Source organism: Shewanella sp. KJ2020, from assembly GCF_024197625.1.
GTDB lineage: Bacteria > Pseudomonadota > Gammaproteobacteria > Enterobacterales > Shewanellaceae > Shewanella.
The window spans coordinates 95,169-110,178 of the sequence record NZ_JAKUKD010000030.1 but is presented as its reverse complement, the minus strand read 5'-3'; the positions used below and the strand labels follow the sequence as shown (position 1 = coordinate 110,178).

Here is a 15,010-nt window from a genome sequence, read left to right as displayed (position 1 = left end):
GTGCTGATGCTTTAAGCTTGCGCCACTTTCTATAGATACCGAAAAGCAATTTTGATCTTTCGGGAAGGAATTTGAAACCGTACAAATGGTGCCCAATAGCTGGCAGATAAGTGTTGTTGGCAATACCAACACAGACCGTGCATTGGCTCGAAAATACGTTATACGTAAATCAGCTAAGGTGTGCAGACAAGCGGGTTATCGCTACTTATCTTGTACTCGCGAGCAAACAGATCTTGGCACCGTGGACCAATTTGGCGTAGGTGCAACCGCAAATAAGGATATTCAGTGGGGCGTCGACGGTGAATAAGAAGACCTCTGTCATGGTTGAAGTCGCGGGTTTACAAAGCAAGCCAGAAAATACCCATTCACGTGTCTACGACACGGATTACATACTGAACAATGTCGACATAAAAAGTTAATTGTCACCCAAAGTGCATCAGTTTATATGCTAGCTGGTGCACTTTAATTCCCATCCGGCATCCCCCATGTGCGAATTCTGCTAAGTTATCGATTCTGAAGCGTAAACTTTAGTGACATGCGAGCACCACCGAGATCAGCAGAGCGTCCAATACATAATGGTGTGCCCATCCAACAGCCAATTCTATCGACAATTGCCAACCCCATACCATGGCCGGAATTGCCCCGGCTATGTTGACCACGTATAAAAGGTTTAATCACTTGAGCGGATTCATGTTCATCAATCCCCGGCCCATCATCGTCAACATGTAACCAAGTAGTGCCCTGTTCTACAGCTAAGCTCAGCCGGATCTTCGATTTACCAAAACGCAGTGCATTACTGAGTAAATTATTCACTTGCATGGATAAATACTTGGGATCCGTTTTGATGACAAGTGATGTGGGATAAGTAACCAATTCAACCGAAAAACCGGGGTATTCTTGGCCTTGGTATGTGGCAAGCAACCATGTATTTAGCTCAATCGACTGCCAATCTGGCTCGATATTCGCCTCATCGAGACGGGCATAACTCAGCAATGTCATCACCAAGTCTTCCATCGTGTCCAAATCGCGGTTCAAGCGCTGGAAATACTTGACTCTAAGCTGTTCGTTTTGGGTTTCCTCCAATGCCTCTATACCGAATCGGAGCCGCGCTATCGGGGTTTTTAAATCGTGAGAAACGGCCCGACTGAGTAATTTGTTATCATCGATTAATTGCTGAATGCGATCAGCCATACGGTTGAATTCGTTTTCAATTGTGCCTATGTACGACGTTTTTTGGACAGGAATTCGCTGTTGTAAATCCCCCATACCAAACGCTTGAGTCACTTTGCTAAGATTAACCAGCTGGCGGATTAAAGGAGATACCCAAACCAATAAAATCACCACCAAACCTCCATAGAAAAGCATGGTGTATAGCTTATTCAAGTCAAAGCTGACATCGGCCGGCGTGACAATATCGGTATTGATATTTAATACCTGCCGCGTTTTAGGCAGTAAATAATGCAAGGAGATGCCATCATCAGACTCGAGCAACAATGATTTTTCTGCATAAAACTCTGTTTTCAACCCTGAGGGTAAGACAAAATCGGCTTCACTCATCAAAGATAGTTGCTCTGAATTTAGCTGGTTCCAATTTTCTATAAAGCCATTTTGACTGGCACTATCCTCATCTAGCGTTCTAGCCAAAGTGCCTCCCAGCAGCTTTAATGCCGCTAGGTGAGTTGCAGGAGTTTGCGTGTCATTATCAGGATCTAGCAGGCTGGCAAACTCACTTATAGACCAACCTAGGCTTGCAATAGAAACCAAGACGACCAACACCAGAGAAGTGATTAACTTCTTCATAAAAGGTGCTCAGCCTCATCGCGACAAAAAAGATACCCCTTGCCACGGATGGTTTTCACTTTATAGGATAGGCTTGAGGCTTCCTGCAATTTTTTGCGTAAACGCGATATACGAATATCCACCGACCTATCCAAGCCATCGTATTCAAAACCTCGCAGCTGAGTCACTAACTCATTGCGACTGACAATTGTGCCCGCCTTGAGTGCCAGTAGCCACAAAACATCAAACTCATTGGCGTTTAAATCCAGCGGCTGTTTATCAATAGTGACCGATTTGGCTGTGGCATTGAGAACCAGAGAATCAAACACTAACAGCTGTTTTTGTTCTTCGTCCCCCACGCGGCGTAACAGGGCTTTTATCCGCGCTAACAGCACCTGTGGTCGAATAGGTTTAGTGAGATAATCATCTGCCCCTACATCTAATCCACGGATCTCATCCCCATCTTCGACACACGCCGTCATAAATAAAATCGGCCCAGAATAAAACGCCCTCGCCTCCTTACACACATCAAAACCATTTTTAACGGGCATCATCACATCGAGTAATACTAAGTCCGGTGTTTCTTCTGCAATCATCTCTAAGGCAAAATCACCTTGGCTAGCGACCGTCACACTATAGCCATGATCCAGTAAATAATCGCTAATCCACTCTGCCAGCGAGATATCGTCTTCGACCACTAAAATGTGCTTTTCAACTGACATATTAGAATAACCTCCAACCTGATTGACTCTGTTTAGGGGCCTTATAAACCCAAGTGACCACCACTTTGACTTGGGCGAGCGGTTGCACGTCATCATTACGGGTTAGAATAAAGGTCGCCGTTTTATTCCCTTCAAAACTATATTGGTATTCCTGTAACGAGTTTCCGCTCCAACAGGTTAGCTGGTGCTGGCTGTCTGCCAGGATAAGGCAATACTCGCCACTCGCCGGTGTTTGCCATCGAAAAAGCACATCTTGATAGCAGGTTTGCCCTTTATGTAGTGCAATACAACGTTCAGGGGTTGCTGTAAACATCACCGAATCGTCTTGACCCAAAGCAAAAAAAGGAGCATTCAGTAACACTAGCCATAGATAGAATCGCTTCATGCCCCCTCCCTAAAACACATAACTGATAGAGGCATTAAAGTACGATGTATAGCCAGCTTGATTAAAGGGACTATCGGTCACTTCTTTGGACAACAGGTTTAAGCGATACATGGCTCGAAAAACAACATTCTCACTGAGAGGATAAGCAACGCCTAGCTCCATACCGTAGTTAAAAGAGCTACTCGGACGATATTCGGGAAAACGTTCGGTTGCTTCTTCCTTACTAACACCAAAAAGATAACGATTCAAAGTGGCAGAGGAATAGCCAACGCTCCCCAATACGTGAAAATTCCAGTTACGAACCTGCCAAGACTTACCTAATCTGGCAGAACTCTGAATCCCTTGATCATCATAATAATCAGACACTAATCTGTATTGGAAAACGTAGTTATCATCCCAATAACGCGTGGCACGAAAACCAGCGCCAATATAAAGCGAATCTTCCGATAATAGATAAGCATTGCGACCCGCTTCATCGAGCGTGCTGGGGTCCACATCCGACGGACGAGCCCATGAGCCCTGTAAGTTCGCCAGTAACAGTTCTAAGGACCAATGTTCTGAGTTCCAAAGATTAACGCCAAGATTCACACCATCCTGAGATTGGTGAATCATCTCAATAAACAACCCTTTATACTGATACATGCCACTGACCAACAGTGATAACTGCGCAGTACCGCCTTCTGCTTGTCGGACATCAACTTGATTGACCCCATAAACACTCATACCCAGCTCAAAATCACCTCCGTCATCGAAGCGATTTGCGCCGCCATTCACGCTACTAGCAATATCTGATGCGACAACGGTACCGGGAAGAATGCTCAGTATTAATATAAGAAGCCAATGAATATGCATGCCCATTTAATTCACATTTTTAATCGTTATTTTGCGCTACATATTACAACAGTTTGTTAGAACGTGTGGGCTTTAGGGGTATTTCGATAACCATTTAGCTGATTTTTTAGGTAAAAAGTGCATCTAATGCCATTATTCTGCATAAGAGGATGCTAACTAAACCAACGCGGTCTGAGGAAGTATCTTGCAACTAATTGATCTGTATTTCTTTCATTCACACCATTCTTCCTTTGAGCGCATATCGATACATTACCCGACCACCTTGCTACTATAGCCTCAACGATTAAGGCTCAACGTTGAGAAACAAAGATGAAACAGAATATTGTTCATATTGCACTCGTGGTAAGAGATTACGATGAGGCGATTGATTTTTATGTCAATAAACTCAAATTCGAGTTGATTGAGGACTCCTATCAACCCGAGCAAGATAAACGCTGGGTCGTGGTTGCGCCGCCCAATACCCATGGTACGGCCCTACTATTAGCCAAAGCCTCCAAACCCGAGCAGGAAGCATTTATCGGCAATCAGGCCGGAGGACGGGTGTTTTTATTCTTAAATACCGATGATTTTTGGCGCGATTATCACTATATGCAGTCCATTGGGATCCGCTTTATTCGCGAGCCACAGGAGCAGGATTATGGCACTGTTGCCGTTTTTGAAGATCTCTATGGCAATCGCTGGGATCTGCTGCAACTTAACCCAAATCATCCCATGGCAAAAAGATAACTGTGGCGAAGTTCTAAACTCTTTTCTTTGAATGATATAAAAAATGCCACACATCTTAGATGAGTGGCATTCGTAGCGACAAGCTATCTTAACCTATAACTTAATGGGCTTACTTCATCGGCCATGCGCGGTAAGACTTACCTTTAATGCGGCCGCTAGTGAGTTTACTGAGGGCTTTTTTAGCCACCTTACGATTAACCGCCACATAGGCGCGATAATCGGTAACTTGGATTTTACCGACCTGTGAACCTTCGATACCATTTTCGCCCGTTAGTGCGCCTAAGATATCGCCGGGGCGAAGTTTCTCTTTTTTACCGCCATCGATCTGCAAAGTGATCATGGTTGGCGCGGCTGGTGTATTACCGAGCAGGCTTTCGGATGGCAGTGATTCGCTGGTGATTTCGCGATCTAAATACTCTTCTAATAAGGCAATTTTGTAACCGTCTTGGTCATTATAGAAGGTATAAGCGGCGCCTTTACTGCCAGCGCGCCCCGTGCGACCCACGCGGTGAATATGCACTTCGGTATCGTAGGCAACGTGATAGTTAAACACGGCATCGAGCGCGTCGATATCTAAACCACGGGCGGCCACATCGGTCGCCACCAGCACACAGGCGCTCTTATTGGCAAATTGCAACAGGGTTTCGTCCCTGTCTCTTTGCTCTAAATCGCCGTGCAGAGCCAATACGCTAAAACCTAAACCTTCAAGTTCATCGGCCACTTTTTGGGTTTCGCGCTTGGTATTACAAAATACTACGGCGCTTTCAGGCTTATGTTCTAGGAGCAATAATTGCAGCGCTTGCATGCGCGCTTTATCGTCATCGAGCTGATAGAAGTGTTGTTCGATGGTGTTTTTTTCATGGGTAACCGCCGCCTTAACCATGGTGGGGTTATACATGATTTGCTGAGCAATAGATTGAATTTGCTCGGGGAACGTCGCGCTAAATAGCAGTGTTTGGCGCTCACGCGGGGCCTGCTCAATAATTGCATCCAAGGCGGGTTGGAAGCCCATTTCTAACATGCGATCGGCTTCATCGAGCACTAACATGTTAAGGTTGCTTAAATCTAATCGATTGCGATCTAAGTGATCGACAATACGCCCCGGCGTTCCGACAATAATATGCGCGCCATGTTCGAGCGAGCCCACCTGTGGCCCCATAGGCACACCACCGCAAAGTGTCAGTACTTTAACGTTATGAATACCACGGGCAAGAGTGCGGATTTCCTGCGCCACTTGGTCGGCCAATTCACGGGTTGGACACAAGACTAAGGTTTGAATGCGAAAACGTTTTACATCGAGCTTATTCAGTAAACCTAGACCGAAGGCGGCCGTTTTACCCGAACCGGTTTTCCCCTGACCAATCACATCCTCACCCGCCAGAATGGGCGGCAAACTTTGCGCCTGAATTGGCGTCATTTCGTTGTAGCCCATTGAAGAAAGGTTCTCAAGCAATTCGGTTTTTAGCTTAAGAGTCGAAAAAGCCAGTGATGGAGTAGGCTTAGTATCTGAGTTGCTCAAAGGTGAATATCCTGTGGTGGGTAACGAAGCGGCTGCTAGGTTACTGAAATTGCGTTACTTATCGATTAAACGGGTATTTGTGGGCTTAAGGTTGCGCTTAACACCTGTGTCAGCACAATCTAAAAGCTTGGCTATTGTAACAACAAAAGCAGGCTTTTGCCTTAAGTCTTAAATAATCGCTACTAAGGTAAGCATTCCCTCTTTGCAACCCAAAACAATAGCCCTGTCATCCCGCAATCGAGTACACAGGGCGAACGGAGTTTCATTCTTTAGGCTATCAGGCAATTTGCCCAAAGCGCCCTTCTTGATAATCGCGGATCGCCTGCTGAATTTCCGCTTGGGTGTTCATCACAAACGGCCCCATTTGAACGATTTTTTCGCGAATCGGTTTACCCACAAACAGTAGCATTCCCGCACCGCGCTCATCAGCCTTAAGCTGCAATGGCGTTTGGCTATCGAGCACTAAAAACTCGCCATGATTGAATGACCACTGTGAGCCTTCGCCTTTACTCAAGCCACCTTGGTAAATATAGAGGGCGGCAAACTCATGCTTGGATAAATCGAGCTGCGCTTCACCATTCGCGTTTATCATCAAGTCGGCAATCGCCGCCTCACCCGCTAATCCTTGAATTGTGGCACTTATCGCGCTCTGACCAATAAAGGCCCAATCCCCCGCCAAGGCTTTTAGAGTTGCGCCTGAGTCGTTACTGGTTTCAACACTTGGGCTCGCTGCCGTATCCTGATAGGTTGCTGGGCGCAGTTTATCCTTGGCAGGCATATTGACCCAAATTTGGAACCCATGCAGACCATCAACAGCATCGGCCAGTGGCATTTCGGAATGCACTACGCCGTAACCCGTGCTCATCCACTGCACATCGCCAGCACGAATGGCTTTGACATTGCCCATTTGATCGCGATGTTCAAAACCGCCCTTACGAATATAGGTAAAGGTTTCCATCCCACGGTGGGGATGAGCGGGAAAACCACCGATAAAGTCCTGTTCATCATCGGATTTAATCTCATCCATCATCAAGAAAGGATCAAATTTAGTCGTCACAAAATCGGCGACACGGCGAATATTGACCCCATCACCATCCATCGCGGCTTTGGCGGAAAACTGATGTAATACTTTCATTGCGGCTCTCCAATTAGGTTAAGTAAAGCGATACGTGAAACGCCAAGATCATACGGCTAATGCAAGATGCAAACGCTTTGCTGATGGAAGCAGAATAACAAGGAAATTTACAAAAGAATAACGCGAAATCACGGCCTAAACATTCGAAAAAATAGAACAGTTGAAGATTGAGTACAAGGCGTTCTAGCTAGCTAAACGAGACTTATCACTTAAGCATTTTGAAAGAAAAACTGAATAACGTTCAATCACCGGTTCAGAGGTAATTGCCATTGTCTCCCCAGTGACACGCCGTAAACTCTTCCGTGAGGGCTCGACGGCGACATCTGTAGCACATGGAAGTGTAAATGCCGCGTTCACATGGATATGAAAGAGCGGCCATGTCGCCAACGGTCACAGGTACTTCAATGGCAATTCACACACTATATAACTATTTAGTCATCTCAAGATGGGACATAAATGAGTTAGGATTTTAACTCTAAATTAAGAGTTTCGGATAAAAATTTCTATAGCTTAACGCCGCAAGCTGCGGCGAGCGTTAGCGAGTCCAGCACCGAAGGTGCGATGCTGACTTGCCTTGTTAGTTTTTCTTAGTTTCACGCAGTTCTTGCTTGGCGGTTTCTGGATTAACCAATCCAAGCGAGTAGTTACCAGAAATACTGGCTACGCCCCCAATATAAGCTGCGTTATCAAGAGACGCAGTTAAGCGAACAAAATAAGTGTTATTGGCTTGTGCATCGAAAGATATCTGTAAGGGCCCGGCACGCCAGTTGGACATAAAGCCACCCTCTTTAACTGCAATTATTGTATTGCCTGGATTAAGGTCTAATACGTGGAAGCCACCATTACCTATCTCAAAACTATCGACGCCATTTATCTGCACCACAGGCGCTGCAGCGCCATCTAACATAGCCCAAGGACGATAAAAATACACTTTAGCCTTATTTACCTCTGGATCTTCAGTTTCAGTAAACTTAGGTCCTGTTGCACTACAACCAGTAAGTGACACAATAATTCCTAGCGCAAAAATAAACTTATTAAACATATACTAAGCTCCAACTCTACAAAAAACTAACTATGAGCGCACGCGCGCGAACCTCGGTGAGCGTCGCTGCTGTACCTACCACAATTGCCACCAACGCTTTTTCACACCATTGTGAGTTACTTTTAAATATTGTTGCTCGCTTCGACCTCCGTCTTTGGAGACTGCGATTATTTTAACGGTTATGTCTATAGGCTCCTGAAAATCTTTACCTGAGTAATCATCATCGCTACACAAAAATGCACGCCGAACAACGCGGCTACAGCAATGGTAATAGGGACTGATTTTAAAGAGGGATTCAAGACTTATCTGGGTTCTGCGAGGGTGCGGCATACAAACCTCCTTGTTTAATGCTTAACCAAAGCATAGTTGGAGATTAGCTACCGTCCCATTAAGTTCTTCCTAAGAACAAAAAAGCTAGCAAGAACTAGCTTTTTTATACGTCAATTTTCTTAGAGAACCTTAAAAATCACGCAAGCTCTGCACGACAATGTTTGCAAATCTTCGCTTCTGCTTTGACTAATTCAGCGCAATCTGGACATTTTTTCATATCACCGGATTGAATGGCATTGGCTTCAATCACTCCTTTTACTGGTGAAATAACTAATGCAATGATAAACCCTATAAGTGGAGAAAAAACGACCGCAAGAAGGAAAAATCCCAATCCAGATCGACCTTTGGTGTTCGCATATACACCCACTAGAATTGCCAAAATTAGCCATCCAAGAAACATAAACATAGTCATTTCCTTATTTACTTTAACTAACTCAAAATAGTCTTATTTATAAGCTATTGATTCATATCCGCGCGCAGTAAATACCGAACATCGATTTTTTGCAATAGCCGATTACCATCTAATGACTAAGATACAGGCAGTCTTACACCACCAGTTTATACATTCACGATTTAGTCAGGCTTAAACACCCCAATGACTGCGCCTGTGGCTTTTTCTGCGACCTTTTCATCGGTTTGCTGCTCGCGGTAATCGCACTCAGTGCATTCTACTGTTTCGATACCGTTTTCTTTAAACAGTAGAATACTGTCTTTGGCACCGCATTTTGGGCATTTTGCGCCTGCAACGAAACGCTTTTTGATTTTTGTTGTTGTCATACCTTGGACCAAATCGTTAGCTCTTGGGGCTAAATCATAAAAATTGTCGCTATTTTGCCACACTCCCTATCGATTACCAGCCTTACCTTAACGGCAAGCTATTTGCAGCAAAACCTAAGGTCAACTCCGAAAGCCAGCACCATCAGTTAAGGATTTACCTGACTAATAAAGACACTAGCTATGGTTTGCGATGGACATGTAGGCTATTATCCATGCCCTGACGAATTCACGTTCTTACCAAGTTGTAGTTAATGATCAGCATCAACCAAGCGCAATTAATCCGTGGCAGTAAAACCCTGCTAGATGAAGCCTCTCTGACGATTTACCCCGGTCATAAAGTCGGGTTAGTCGGTGCCAACGGCACAGGTAAGTCCTCATTGCTCGCATTAATTTTAGGTCACCTGAGCCTAGACAAGGGTGAGTTTAGCCTGCCATCGGGCTGGCAAATCGCCACCGTTGCCCAGGAGACACCTGCACTTGACGTATCTGCCTTAGAATATGTGCTTGATGGTGATAAAGAATATCGCCAGTTAGAAGCCGACTTACACATGGCTCAAGAACAAAATGATGGCCATGCGATTGCGACCTTGCACGGTAAAATCGATGCTATAGGTGGTTATGCTATTCGCGCCCGCGCGGGTGCACTGCTGGCGGGTCTGGGTTTTAGCGAAGCCGAGCAAAGCAATCCGGTGAAGAGCTTTTCGGGGGGTTGGCGGATGCGCCTCAATTTAGCCCAAGCGCTACTGTGCCGATCTGACTTATTACTCCTCGACGAACCCACCAACCACTTAGACTTAGATACCATGTACTGGCTCGAAGGTTGGATTAAATCCTATCAAGGCACTTTGATTTTAATCAGCCACGATAGGGACTTTATCGATGAAATCGTCGATGAAATCGTCCATGTTGAAAATCAAAAACTCAACTTCTACAAAGGCAATTACAGCGCCTTCGAACGTATTCGCGCCGAACGCATGTCACAGCAACAGGTAGCCTTCGAACGTCAACAAAAAGAACGGGCGCATATGCAGTCCTTCGTTGACCGTTTCCGCTACAAGGCGAGTAAGGCTAAGCAAGCCCAGAGCCGCTTAAAAGCGCTGGAGCGCATGACTGAGTTGCTACCGTCCCAGGCCGACAGCCCCTTTTATATGGAGTTTCGTCCACCCGAAGCCCTGCCGAATCCATTGATAAAAATGGAACAAGTGGCTGTGGGATATGGCGATAAGCAAATCCTGAGTAAAGTGCATTTAAACTTAGTGCCCGGTGCCCGTATTGGTTTGCTTGGCCGAAATGGCGCGGGTAAATCGACACTGATCAAACTGTTATCCGGCCAACTGTCCCCCATGACAGGACTCTATGAGCCTAATCCTGGCCTTAATATTGGTTACTTTGCCCAGCACCAAATCGAATTTTTACGTTTAGACGATACGCCACTGCAACATTTAGTGCGCCTTGCACCTAATGCCCGCGAGCAGGAGTTACGTAACTTCTTAGGCGGTTTTGGCTTTAATGGCGATATGGCGCTCTCTCCCGTGCGGCCTTTTTCCGGCGGCGAGAAAGCCCGTTTAGTGCTCGCCCTGTTAGTGTGGCAACGCCCTAACCTATTATTGCTCGACGAACCGACCAACCATTTAGACCTAGAAATGCGCCATGCCCTGACAATGGCCTTGCAAACCTTTGAAGGCGCAATGGTTATCGTATCCCATGATCGTCATTTACTGCGCTTAACCTGTAGCGATTACTATCTGGTTGATCAAGGCGAAGTACGTGCCTTCGAGGGTGATCTTGAGGATTACCATCAATGGCTGCTCGACGCGGCCAAGGCCAGCGCAAGTCAACCCAATAATAGCGATGACACTAAGCCCGCTGCCGATAAGAAGCTGCAAAAGCGCCTAGAGGCGGAGATCCGCCAGAAAGTGTCACCCCTTAAACGTAAGCAAGCCAAGCTTGAAAACGATCAGCAAAAGCTCAGTGAGCGCCTCGCCGAACTAGAACATTTGCTAGCCGATGGTGAATTGTATGAACAAGACAATAAAGCCAAACTCACGGCCGTACTCAATGAGCGTACCAGTTTGACGCAAACTCTAGAAGAAAGTGAAATGCAATGGCTTGAGTTACAAGAAGAAATCGATGCAATGGAACTTGAGGTTATGGCCCAGTAACCCATAATCTCCACCCTAAGCCTAACGTACAAGGAAATAGTATGTCGGATGTCATTCAGTTAGACGGCCATATTTGGCATTGGTGTGATATGAGCTATGGGCAAAATAAGGCCCTGTGTCTCGAATTGCAGGACAGCTGCCGAGTCAATGTGAATCTGTTACTGCTGGCACACTACCTAGATATCACCTTAGATGTTGCGGGTCCGAGGGAATACAGTGTTGAGCAATGGCAAATATTAGTGGCCGCCGTGAGCGAATGGGATGACAAATTCCTCACTCCCTATCGCCGCCTTCGTCGCCTTGCCAAAGCGAGCCTAAGCCAAGACGAATATCAGCAAATGCTCGATGTAGAACTGATGATAGAGCGTAAAGCCCAGCGTATTATTTTGAATGCTATCAATAATCTATCGCCCAAAGGTCAGCAGGCAAATCTAGTGAGTTATCTGAGTTTATTTGGGCTGGCTGAAGGGGATGTACAGCAACTTGGCCTGATCACCCCTTAGCTCAATGCTTCTTGCGGTATATCGCACTCGCAAGGTCAGGTGCTGCGGCCTTGGGGATAGCGTTTGCAGTTATCCTCAATCATTAACCAACTCACCTGATTATCGGTATAAATATGGTAATTCGGCTTAATACTGCTCGGATTATCTAGGCTGGCAATCGTTAAGGTTAAATAGTCTGGGTATTGAGTATGCCTGTAGGTGAGTGAGCAGCCACATTGCTGGCAAAATCCCCGCCTGACACTATCGGAGGAGGCAAACTCAGTCACTTGCCCCCTTAGCCAAATCACCTGCGGCACCTTAACATCCATCCAAGCACCAAACACGGCACCAATGCTCTTTTGGCACATGCGACAATGGCAATAATCGGCATCGAAGGGCTCCCCTTCAATCCGATAACGAATGGCGCCACATAAACAGCCACCCTCTCGCAAGATCTTAAACATACCCATCAACCTCATAAAGCAGATTTAAAGCTTAATACGATAAATCACCACAGCTGTCACCCACAAGATCATCGATGCAGGCAGTGGTAATATAGTGAACATAGGTTCTATGTGGGCGAAGCCAGCAGTAAAAAACGACTTTATCCCTGCGGCTGAGCAAGCTACACATAAATCATCATCCTTAGAAAAGGTTAAATCAGGTATAACACTATGCTTAATATGAACTTTAGTGAACGTATCTTTATCGATACCGAGTCACAACCATGGTTGCCAAGTCCTGCTCAAGGCGTGTGGCGCAAACCACTGGAGCGGGAGGCTAAAGAATCGGGACACACTACAAGCATAGTGAAATATGACCCGAGCTCCCAGTTTGCGACTCATGGGCATCCGCAAGGGGAAGAAATCTTTGTGCTCGAAGGGATATTTTCCGATGAAAACGGTGATTATCCCGCGGGCAGTTATCTTCGCCATCCACCCGGGAGTCAGCATGCGCCCTTTAGCCAAGAGGGCTGCGTCATCTTTGTAAAACTCAATCAATTCAATTCGCGAGATCTTGAGCTGGTCAGGATTAACACCCAACAGACGCCATGGTTACCCGGTATTGGCGGTTTACAGGTAATGCCGTTACACGAGTTCGAGCGCGAACATACCGCATTAGTGAAATGGCCTAAGGGAGAAAAGTTTCAACCCCATAGGCATTTTGGTGGTGAAGAAATTTTGGTGTTATCGGGCAAGTTTCAAGATGAGCTAGGAGAATATCCGCGCCACACTTGGATACGCAGTCCCCATATGAGCGGCCATTTTCCCTTTGTCGAAGAGGAGACCATTATCTTAGTAAAAACAGGCCATTTACCCATCAGCACGATTTAACCCTATCCGGCAGCAAATCGCTTTTGTGCCGCACAAGTGTTGATAGCACACTCCTGCGGCTTAGCAATTTATGCTCATCCAAGGCTTAGATACAATCACCTTCTGCCATCGGTTAGCCTTTGCGCCAATGCGGTTGCATTACGGGCGGTAATGCCATAAATCGACAACTGCGGATTAGCGCCAAGGCTAGTGGGGAAAATAGAGCCATCCATCACCGACAGATTTTCAAGATAATGCGACTGGCCGTAACTATTAACCATTGAAAGCTTTTCATCTTCGCCAAAGGGACAGCCCCCCATAACATGGGCCGATGCAACTACAGTACGCAGTGGCGCAAGTGACATCTGGGCGATACTTTCCTTGGCATCCTGCCAAGAGGTGAGATAGGGCATGCCATCACTGATCGGCAACACTTTTAATGCTCCAGCTGAAAATTGTAATTCCGCCATGCTGGCATAGGCGCGCCGCGCCGCCCGCCAAAACGCATCGGTCAGCGGGTAATCCAAGGTAAAGCCCGTCGACGTCAAATGCACTTGTCCACCTTGGCTATCGGGGTGATAGCCATCTCTCACTAAGGCAATAGTGACCTGCAATTGGTTAAATTGCGACATTAACTCGGCGTGGCTCGTGCCATAGCCCAATGTTTTTGAAGCGATTAATATCGGATGCACGGGTGGGACTTCGAGTTTGTACCCCAGTTCCCCCTCCGCGCCATCCCGCCATACAAATTCATCGGAGTAGATAGACTGGGGAGCGCCACTATGGGCATTTATCGCATCGCCAAATACGCCGCCAGAGAGCAACGTAGGGTGTAAAAAGGTACGTTTACCTAATAAACTATGGGGATCGGGCACTTGGGAGCGCATCATCAAGGTCGGTGTGTGGATAGCGCCAGCACTCAAAATATAATGCTTAGCTTTAAAAAGCAGCTCAACGTCAGTAGGCCTTAAATTCACATCCAGCGCCTGCGCCTTTAACGCAAACACTTGGCCATTATGGTGTTCAATCTTAACGACTCTTGCCCGGCTTATCAGCTGCGCACCTTTATCCAATGCCGCAGGAATGGTGGTGACTAACATAGATTGTTTCGCATTGACGGGGCAGCCCATGCCGCAATATCCCGTATTCCAACACCCCGCCACATTGCGTTTGATAACAGTGTAATCCCAACCTAGATTAATGCAGCCCTGCTTCAATGCCCCGTTATTACGATTGGGTTCGTAATTCCACTCATGGATATTAAGTCGCTGTTCCATTTGCTCAAACCAGGGATCTAAACTCTCACGATTTAATCCTGCAACCGACTTATGCTGCGCCCAAAAGGCCAAAGCCTCAGTCGGGGTACGAATCGAGGTCGTCCAATTCACCGTTGTTGAACCACCCACAGCGCGGCCCTGAAAAATACCAATGGCCTTGTCGGCGGTTTTCATCGCCGCCGCCTGCTGGTACAAATTGGGATAGGCGGTCCGCTCTTCCATATTAAAATCACTAGAAGATTTTAGCGGCCCCGCCTCAATCATGATCACGCTAAGCCCGGCTTGGGTGAGAATTTCCGCCGCCACACCACCACCGGCACCCGTACCGACAATGATAACATCAGCTTCAAAGCTTTGATTTTCTTGCAGTTGACTGGCATCGGTATGTAACCAACCCGAATTTAAACCATTCACTATGGGATCTATGATTGCCAAGTTATGTGCTCCATTGCCGCGGGAAGTCTTGCTCTCGATTGATGTGGACAGTGTTAGTTTTAATAATGCAAAAC

Annotated in this window: 16 protein-coding genes and 1 pseudogene; 5 read left to right on the top strand and 12 right to left on the bottom strand. The window is 46.4% G+C overall.

Annotated features, from left to right (window positions below):
- Window positions 1-85 precede the first annotated feature (85 nt).
- Complete coding sequence (locus MJO46_RS15890) at window positions 86-307, top strand: hypothetical protein (RefSeq protein WP_253990161.1); 222 nt, start codon at window positions 86-88, stop codon at window positions 305-307.
- Between the two features lie 197 nt (window positions 308-504).
- On the opposite strand, the gene MJO46_RS15885 is transcribed toward MJO46_RS15890, so the two are convergent.
- From MJO46_RS15885 to MJO46_RS15870, 4 genes are read right to left on the bottom strand one after another with little or no spacing between them, the layout of a single operon-like run.
- Window positions 505-1,800 (bottom strand): ATP-binding protein, encoded by a 1,296-nt coding sequence (locus MJO46_RS15885; protein ID WP_253990160.1) that lies wholly within the window; start codon window positions 1,798-1,800, stop codon window positions 505-507.
- Window positions 1,797-2,501 (bottom strand): response regulator transcription factor, encoded by a 705-nt coding sequence (locus MJO46_RS15880; RefSeq protein ID WP_253990159.1) that lies wholly within the window; start codon window positions 2,499-2,501, stop codon window positions 1,797-1,799. Before MJO46_RS15880 ends, MJO46_RS15885 begins: the two co-directional genes overlap by 4 nt.
- Before the next feature lies 1 nt (window position 2,502).
- Complete coding sequence (locus MJO46_RS15875; protein WP_253990158.1) at window positions 2,503-2,886, bottom strand: DUF3019 domain-containing protein; 384 nt, start codon at window positions 2,884-2,886, stop codon at window positions 2,503-2,505.
- A 9-nt stretch (window positions 2,887-2,895) separates the two neighbouring features.
- On the bottom strand, window positions 2,896-3,744 hold the full coding sequence (locus tag MJO46_RS15870) for a MipA/OmpV family protein (RefSeq protein ID WP_253990157.1): 849 nt from the start codon (window positions 3,742-3,744) through the stop codon (window positions 2,896-2,898).
- Between the two features lie 303 nt (window positions 3,745-4,047).
- On the opposite strand from MJO46_RS15870, the gene MJO46_RS15865 reads away from it, so the two are divergent.
- Window positions 4,048-4,464, top strand: coding sequence for a VOC family protein (locus MJO46_RS15865; protein ID WP_253990156.1), 417 nt, complete (start codon window positions 4,048-4,050; stop codon window positions 4,462-4,464).
- A 109-nt stretch (window positions 4,465-4,573) separates the two neighbouring features.
- Here MJO46_RS15865 and dbpA read toward each other — a convergent pair whose 3' ends face one another.
- From dbpA to MJO46_RS15835, 6 genes and pseudogenes are all read right to left on the bottom strand, one after another.
- A complete protein-coding gene (dbpA, locus tag MJO46_RS15860; protein ID WP_253990155.1) occupies window positions 4,574-5,983 on the bottom strand; it encodes an ATP-dependent RNA helicase DbpA in 1,410 nt (469 codons plus the stop codon).
- 277 nt (window positions 5,984-6,260) lie between these two features.
- On the bottom strand, window positions 6,261-7,118 hold the full coding sequence (locus tag MJO46_RS15855) for a pirin family protein (RefSeq protein ID WP_253990154.1): 858 nt from the start codon (window positions 7,116-7,118) through the stop codon (window positions 6,261-6,263).
- A 577-nt stretch (window positions 7,119-7,695) separates the two neighbouring features.
- A complete protein-coding gene (locus tag MJO46_RS15850) occupies window positions 7,696-8,160 on the bottom strand; it encodes a DUF2846 domain-containing protein (RefSeq protein WP_253990153.1) in 465 nt (154 codons plus the stop codon).
- A gap of 198 nt (window positions 8,161-8,358) precedes the next feature.
- Window positions 8,359-8,490: pseudogene (locus tag MJO46_RS15845) on the bottom strand (transposase); the annotation flags it as partial.
- 136 nt (window positions 8,491-8,626) lie between these two features.
- Complete coding sequence (locus tag MJO46_RS15840; RefSeq protein ID WP_198782377.1) at window positions 8,627-8,896, bottom strand: hypothetical protein; 270 nt, start codon at window positions 8,894-8,896, stop codon at window positions 8,627-8,629.
- Between the two features lie 167 nt (window positions 8,897-9,063).
- Window positions 9,064-9,267: a YheV family putative zinc ribbon protein gene (locus tag MJO46_RS15835; RefSeq protein WP_253990152.1), complete on the bottom strand. Its 204-nt coding sequence runs from the start codon at window positions 9,265-9,267 to the stop codon at window positions 9,064-9,066.
- A gap of 251 nt (window positions 9,268-9,518) precedes the next feature.
- On the opposite strand from MJO46_RS15835, the gene MJO46_RS15830 reads away from it, so the two are divergent.
- Complete coding sequence (locus MJO46_RS15830; protein ID WP_253990151.1) at window positions 9,519-11,429, top strand: ABC transporter ATP-binding protein; 1,911 nt, start codon at window positions 9,519-9,521, stop codon at window positions 11,427-11,429.
- 41 nt (window positions 11,430-11,470) lie between these two features.
- The gene (locus tag MJO46_RS15825; RefSeq protein ID WP_253990150.1) at window positions 11,471-11,932 is read left to right on the top strand and encodes a DUF2390 domain-containing protein; all 462 of its coding nucleotides are present in this window, start codon (window positions 11,471-11,473) and stop codon (window positions 11,930-11,932) included.
- A 35-nt stretch (window positions 11,933-11,967) separates the two neighbouring features.
- Here MJO46_RS15825 and MJO46_RS15820 read toward each other — a convergent pair whose 3' ends face one another.
- The gene (locus MJO46_RS15820; protein ID WP_253990149.1) at window positions 11,968-12,381 is read right to left on the bottom strand and encodes a GFA family protein; all 414 of its coding nucleotides are present in this window, start codon (window positions 12,379-12,381) and stop codon (window positions 11,968-11,970) included.
- A gap of 204 nt (window positions 12,382-12,585) precedes the next feature.
- On the opposite strand from MJO46_RS15820, the gene MJO46_RS15815 reads away from it, so the two are divergent.
- A complete protein-coding gene (locus MJO46_RS15815; protein ID WP_253990148.1) occupies window positions 12,586-13,245 on the top strand; it encodes a cupin domain-containing protein in 660 nt (219 codons plus the stop codon).
- Between the two features lie 95 nt (window positions 13,246-13,340).
- Here the strand turns inward: MJO46_RS15815 and MJO46_RS15810 are convergent, their stop codons facing one another.
- Entirely contained in the window at window positions 13,341-14,936 is a 1,596-nt protein-coding gene (locus tag MJO46_RS15810; protein WP_253990147.1) for a GMC family oxidoreductase, read from the bottom strand.
- Window positions 14,937-15,010: the final 74 nt, after the last annotated feature.

Bases quoted from the DNA above. Each gene is read 5' to 3' on its own strand.
- MJO46_RS15820 (WP_253990149.1), bottom strand. From the start codon at position 12,381: ATGGGTATGTTTAAGATCTTGCGAGAGGGTGGCTGTTTATGTGGCGCC.
- MJO46_RS15880 (WP_253990159.1), bottom strand. From the start codon at position 2,501: ATGTCAGTTGAAAAGCACATTTTAGTGGTCGAAGACGATATCTCGCTG.
- MJO46_RS15835 (WP_253990152.1), bottom strand. From the start codon at position 9,267: ATGACAACAACAAAAATCAAAAAGCGTTTCGTTGCAGGCGCAAAATGC.
- MJO46_RS15890 (WP_253990161.1), top strand. From the start codon at position 86: ATGGTGCCCAATAGCTGGCAGATAAGTGTTGTTGGCAATACCAACACA.
- MJO46_RS15830 (WP_253990151.1), top strand. From the start codon at position 9,519: ATGATCAGCATCAACCAAGCGCAATTAATCCGTGGCAGTAAAACCCTG.
- MJO46_RS15870 (WP_253990157.1), bottom strand. From the start codon at position 3,744: ATGGGCATGCATATTCATTGGCTTCTTATATTAATACTGAGCATTCTT.
- MJO46_RS15815 (WP_253990148.1), top strand. From the start codon at position 12,586: ATGCTTAATATGAACTTTAGTGAACGTATCTTTATCGATACCGAGTCA.
- MJO46_RS15875 (WP_253990158.1), bottom strand. From the start codon at position 2,886: ATGAAGCGATTCTATCTATGGCTAGTGTTACTGAATGCTCCTTTTTTT.
- MJO46_RS15865 (WP_253990156.1), top strand. From the start codon at position 4,048: ATGAAACAGAATATTGTTCATATTGCACTCGTGGTAAGAGATTACGAT.
- MJO46_RS15885 (WP_253990160.1), bottom strand. From the start codon at position 1,800: ATGAAGAAGTTAATCACTTCTCTGGTGTTGGTCGTCTTGGTTTCTATT.
- MJO46_RS15825 (WP_253990150.1), top strand. From the start codon at position 11,471: ATGTCGGATGTCATTCAGTTAGACGGCCATATTTGGCATTGGTGTGAT.
- MJO46_RS15850 (WP_253990153.1), bottom strand. From the start codon at position 8,160: ATGTTTAATAAGTTTATTTTTGCGCTAGGAATTATTGTGTCACTTACT.
- MJO46_RS15855 (WP_253990154.1), bottom strand. From the start codon at position 7,118: ATGAAAGTATTACATCAGTTTTCCGCCAAAGCCGCGATGGATGGTGAT.
- MJO46_RS15840 (WP_198782377.1), bottom strand. From the start codon at position 8,896: ATGTTTATGTTTCTTGGATGGCTAATTTTGGCAATTCTAGTGGGTGTA.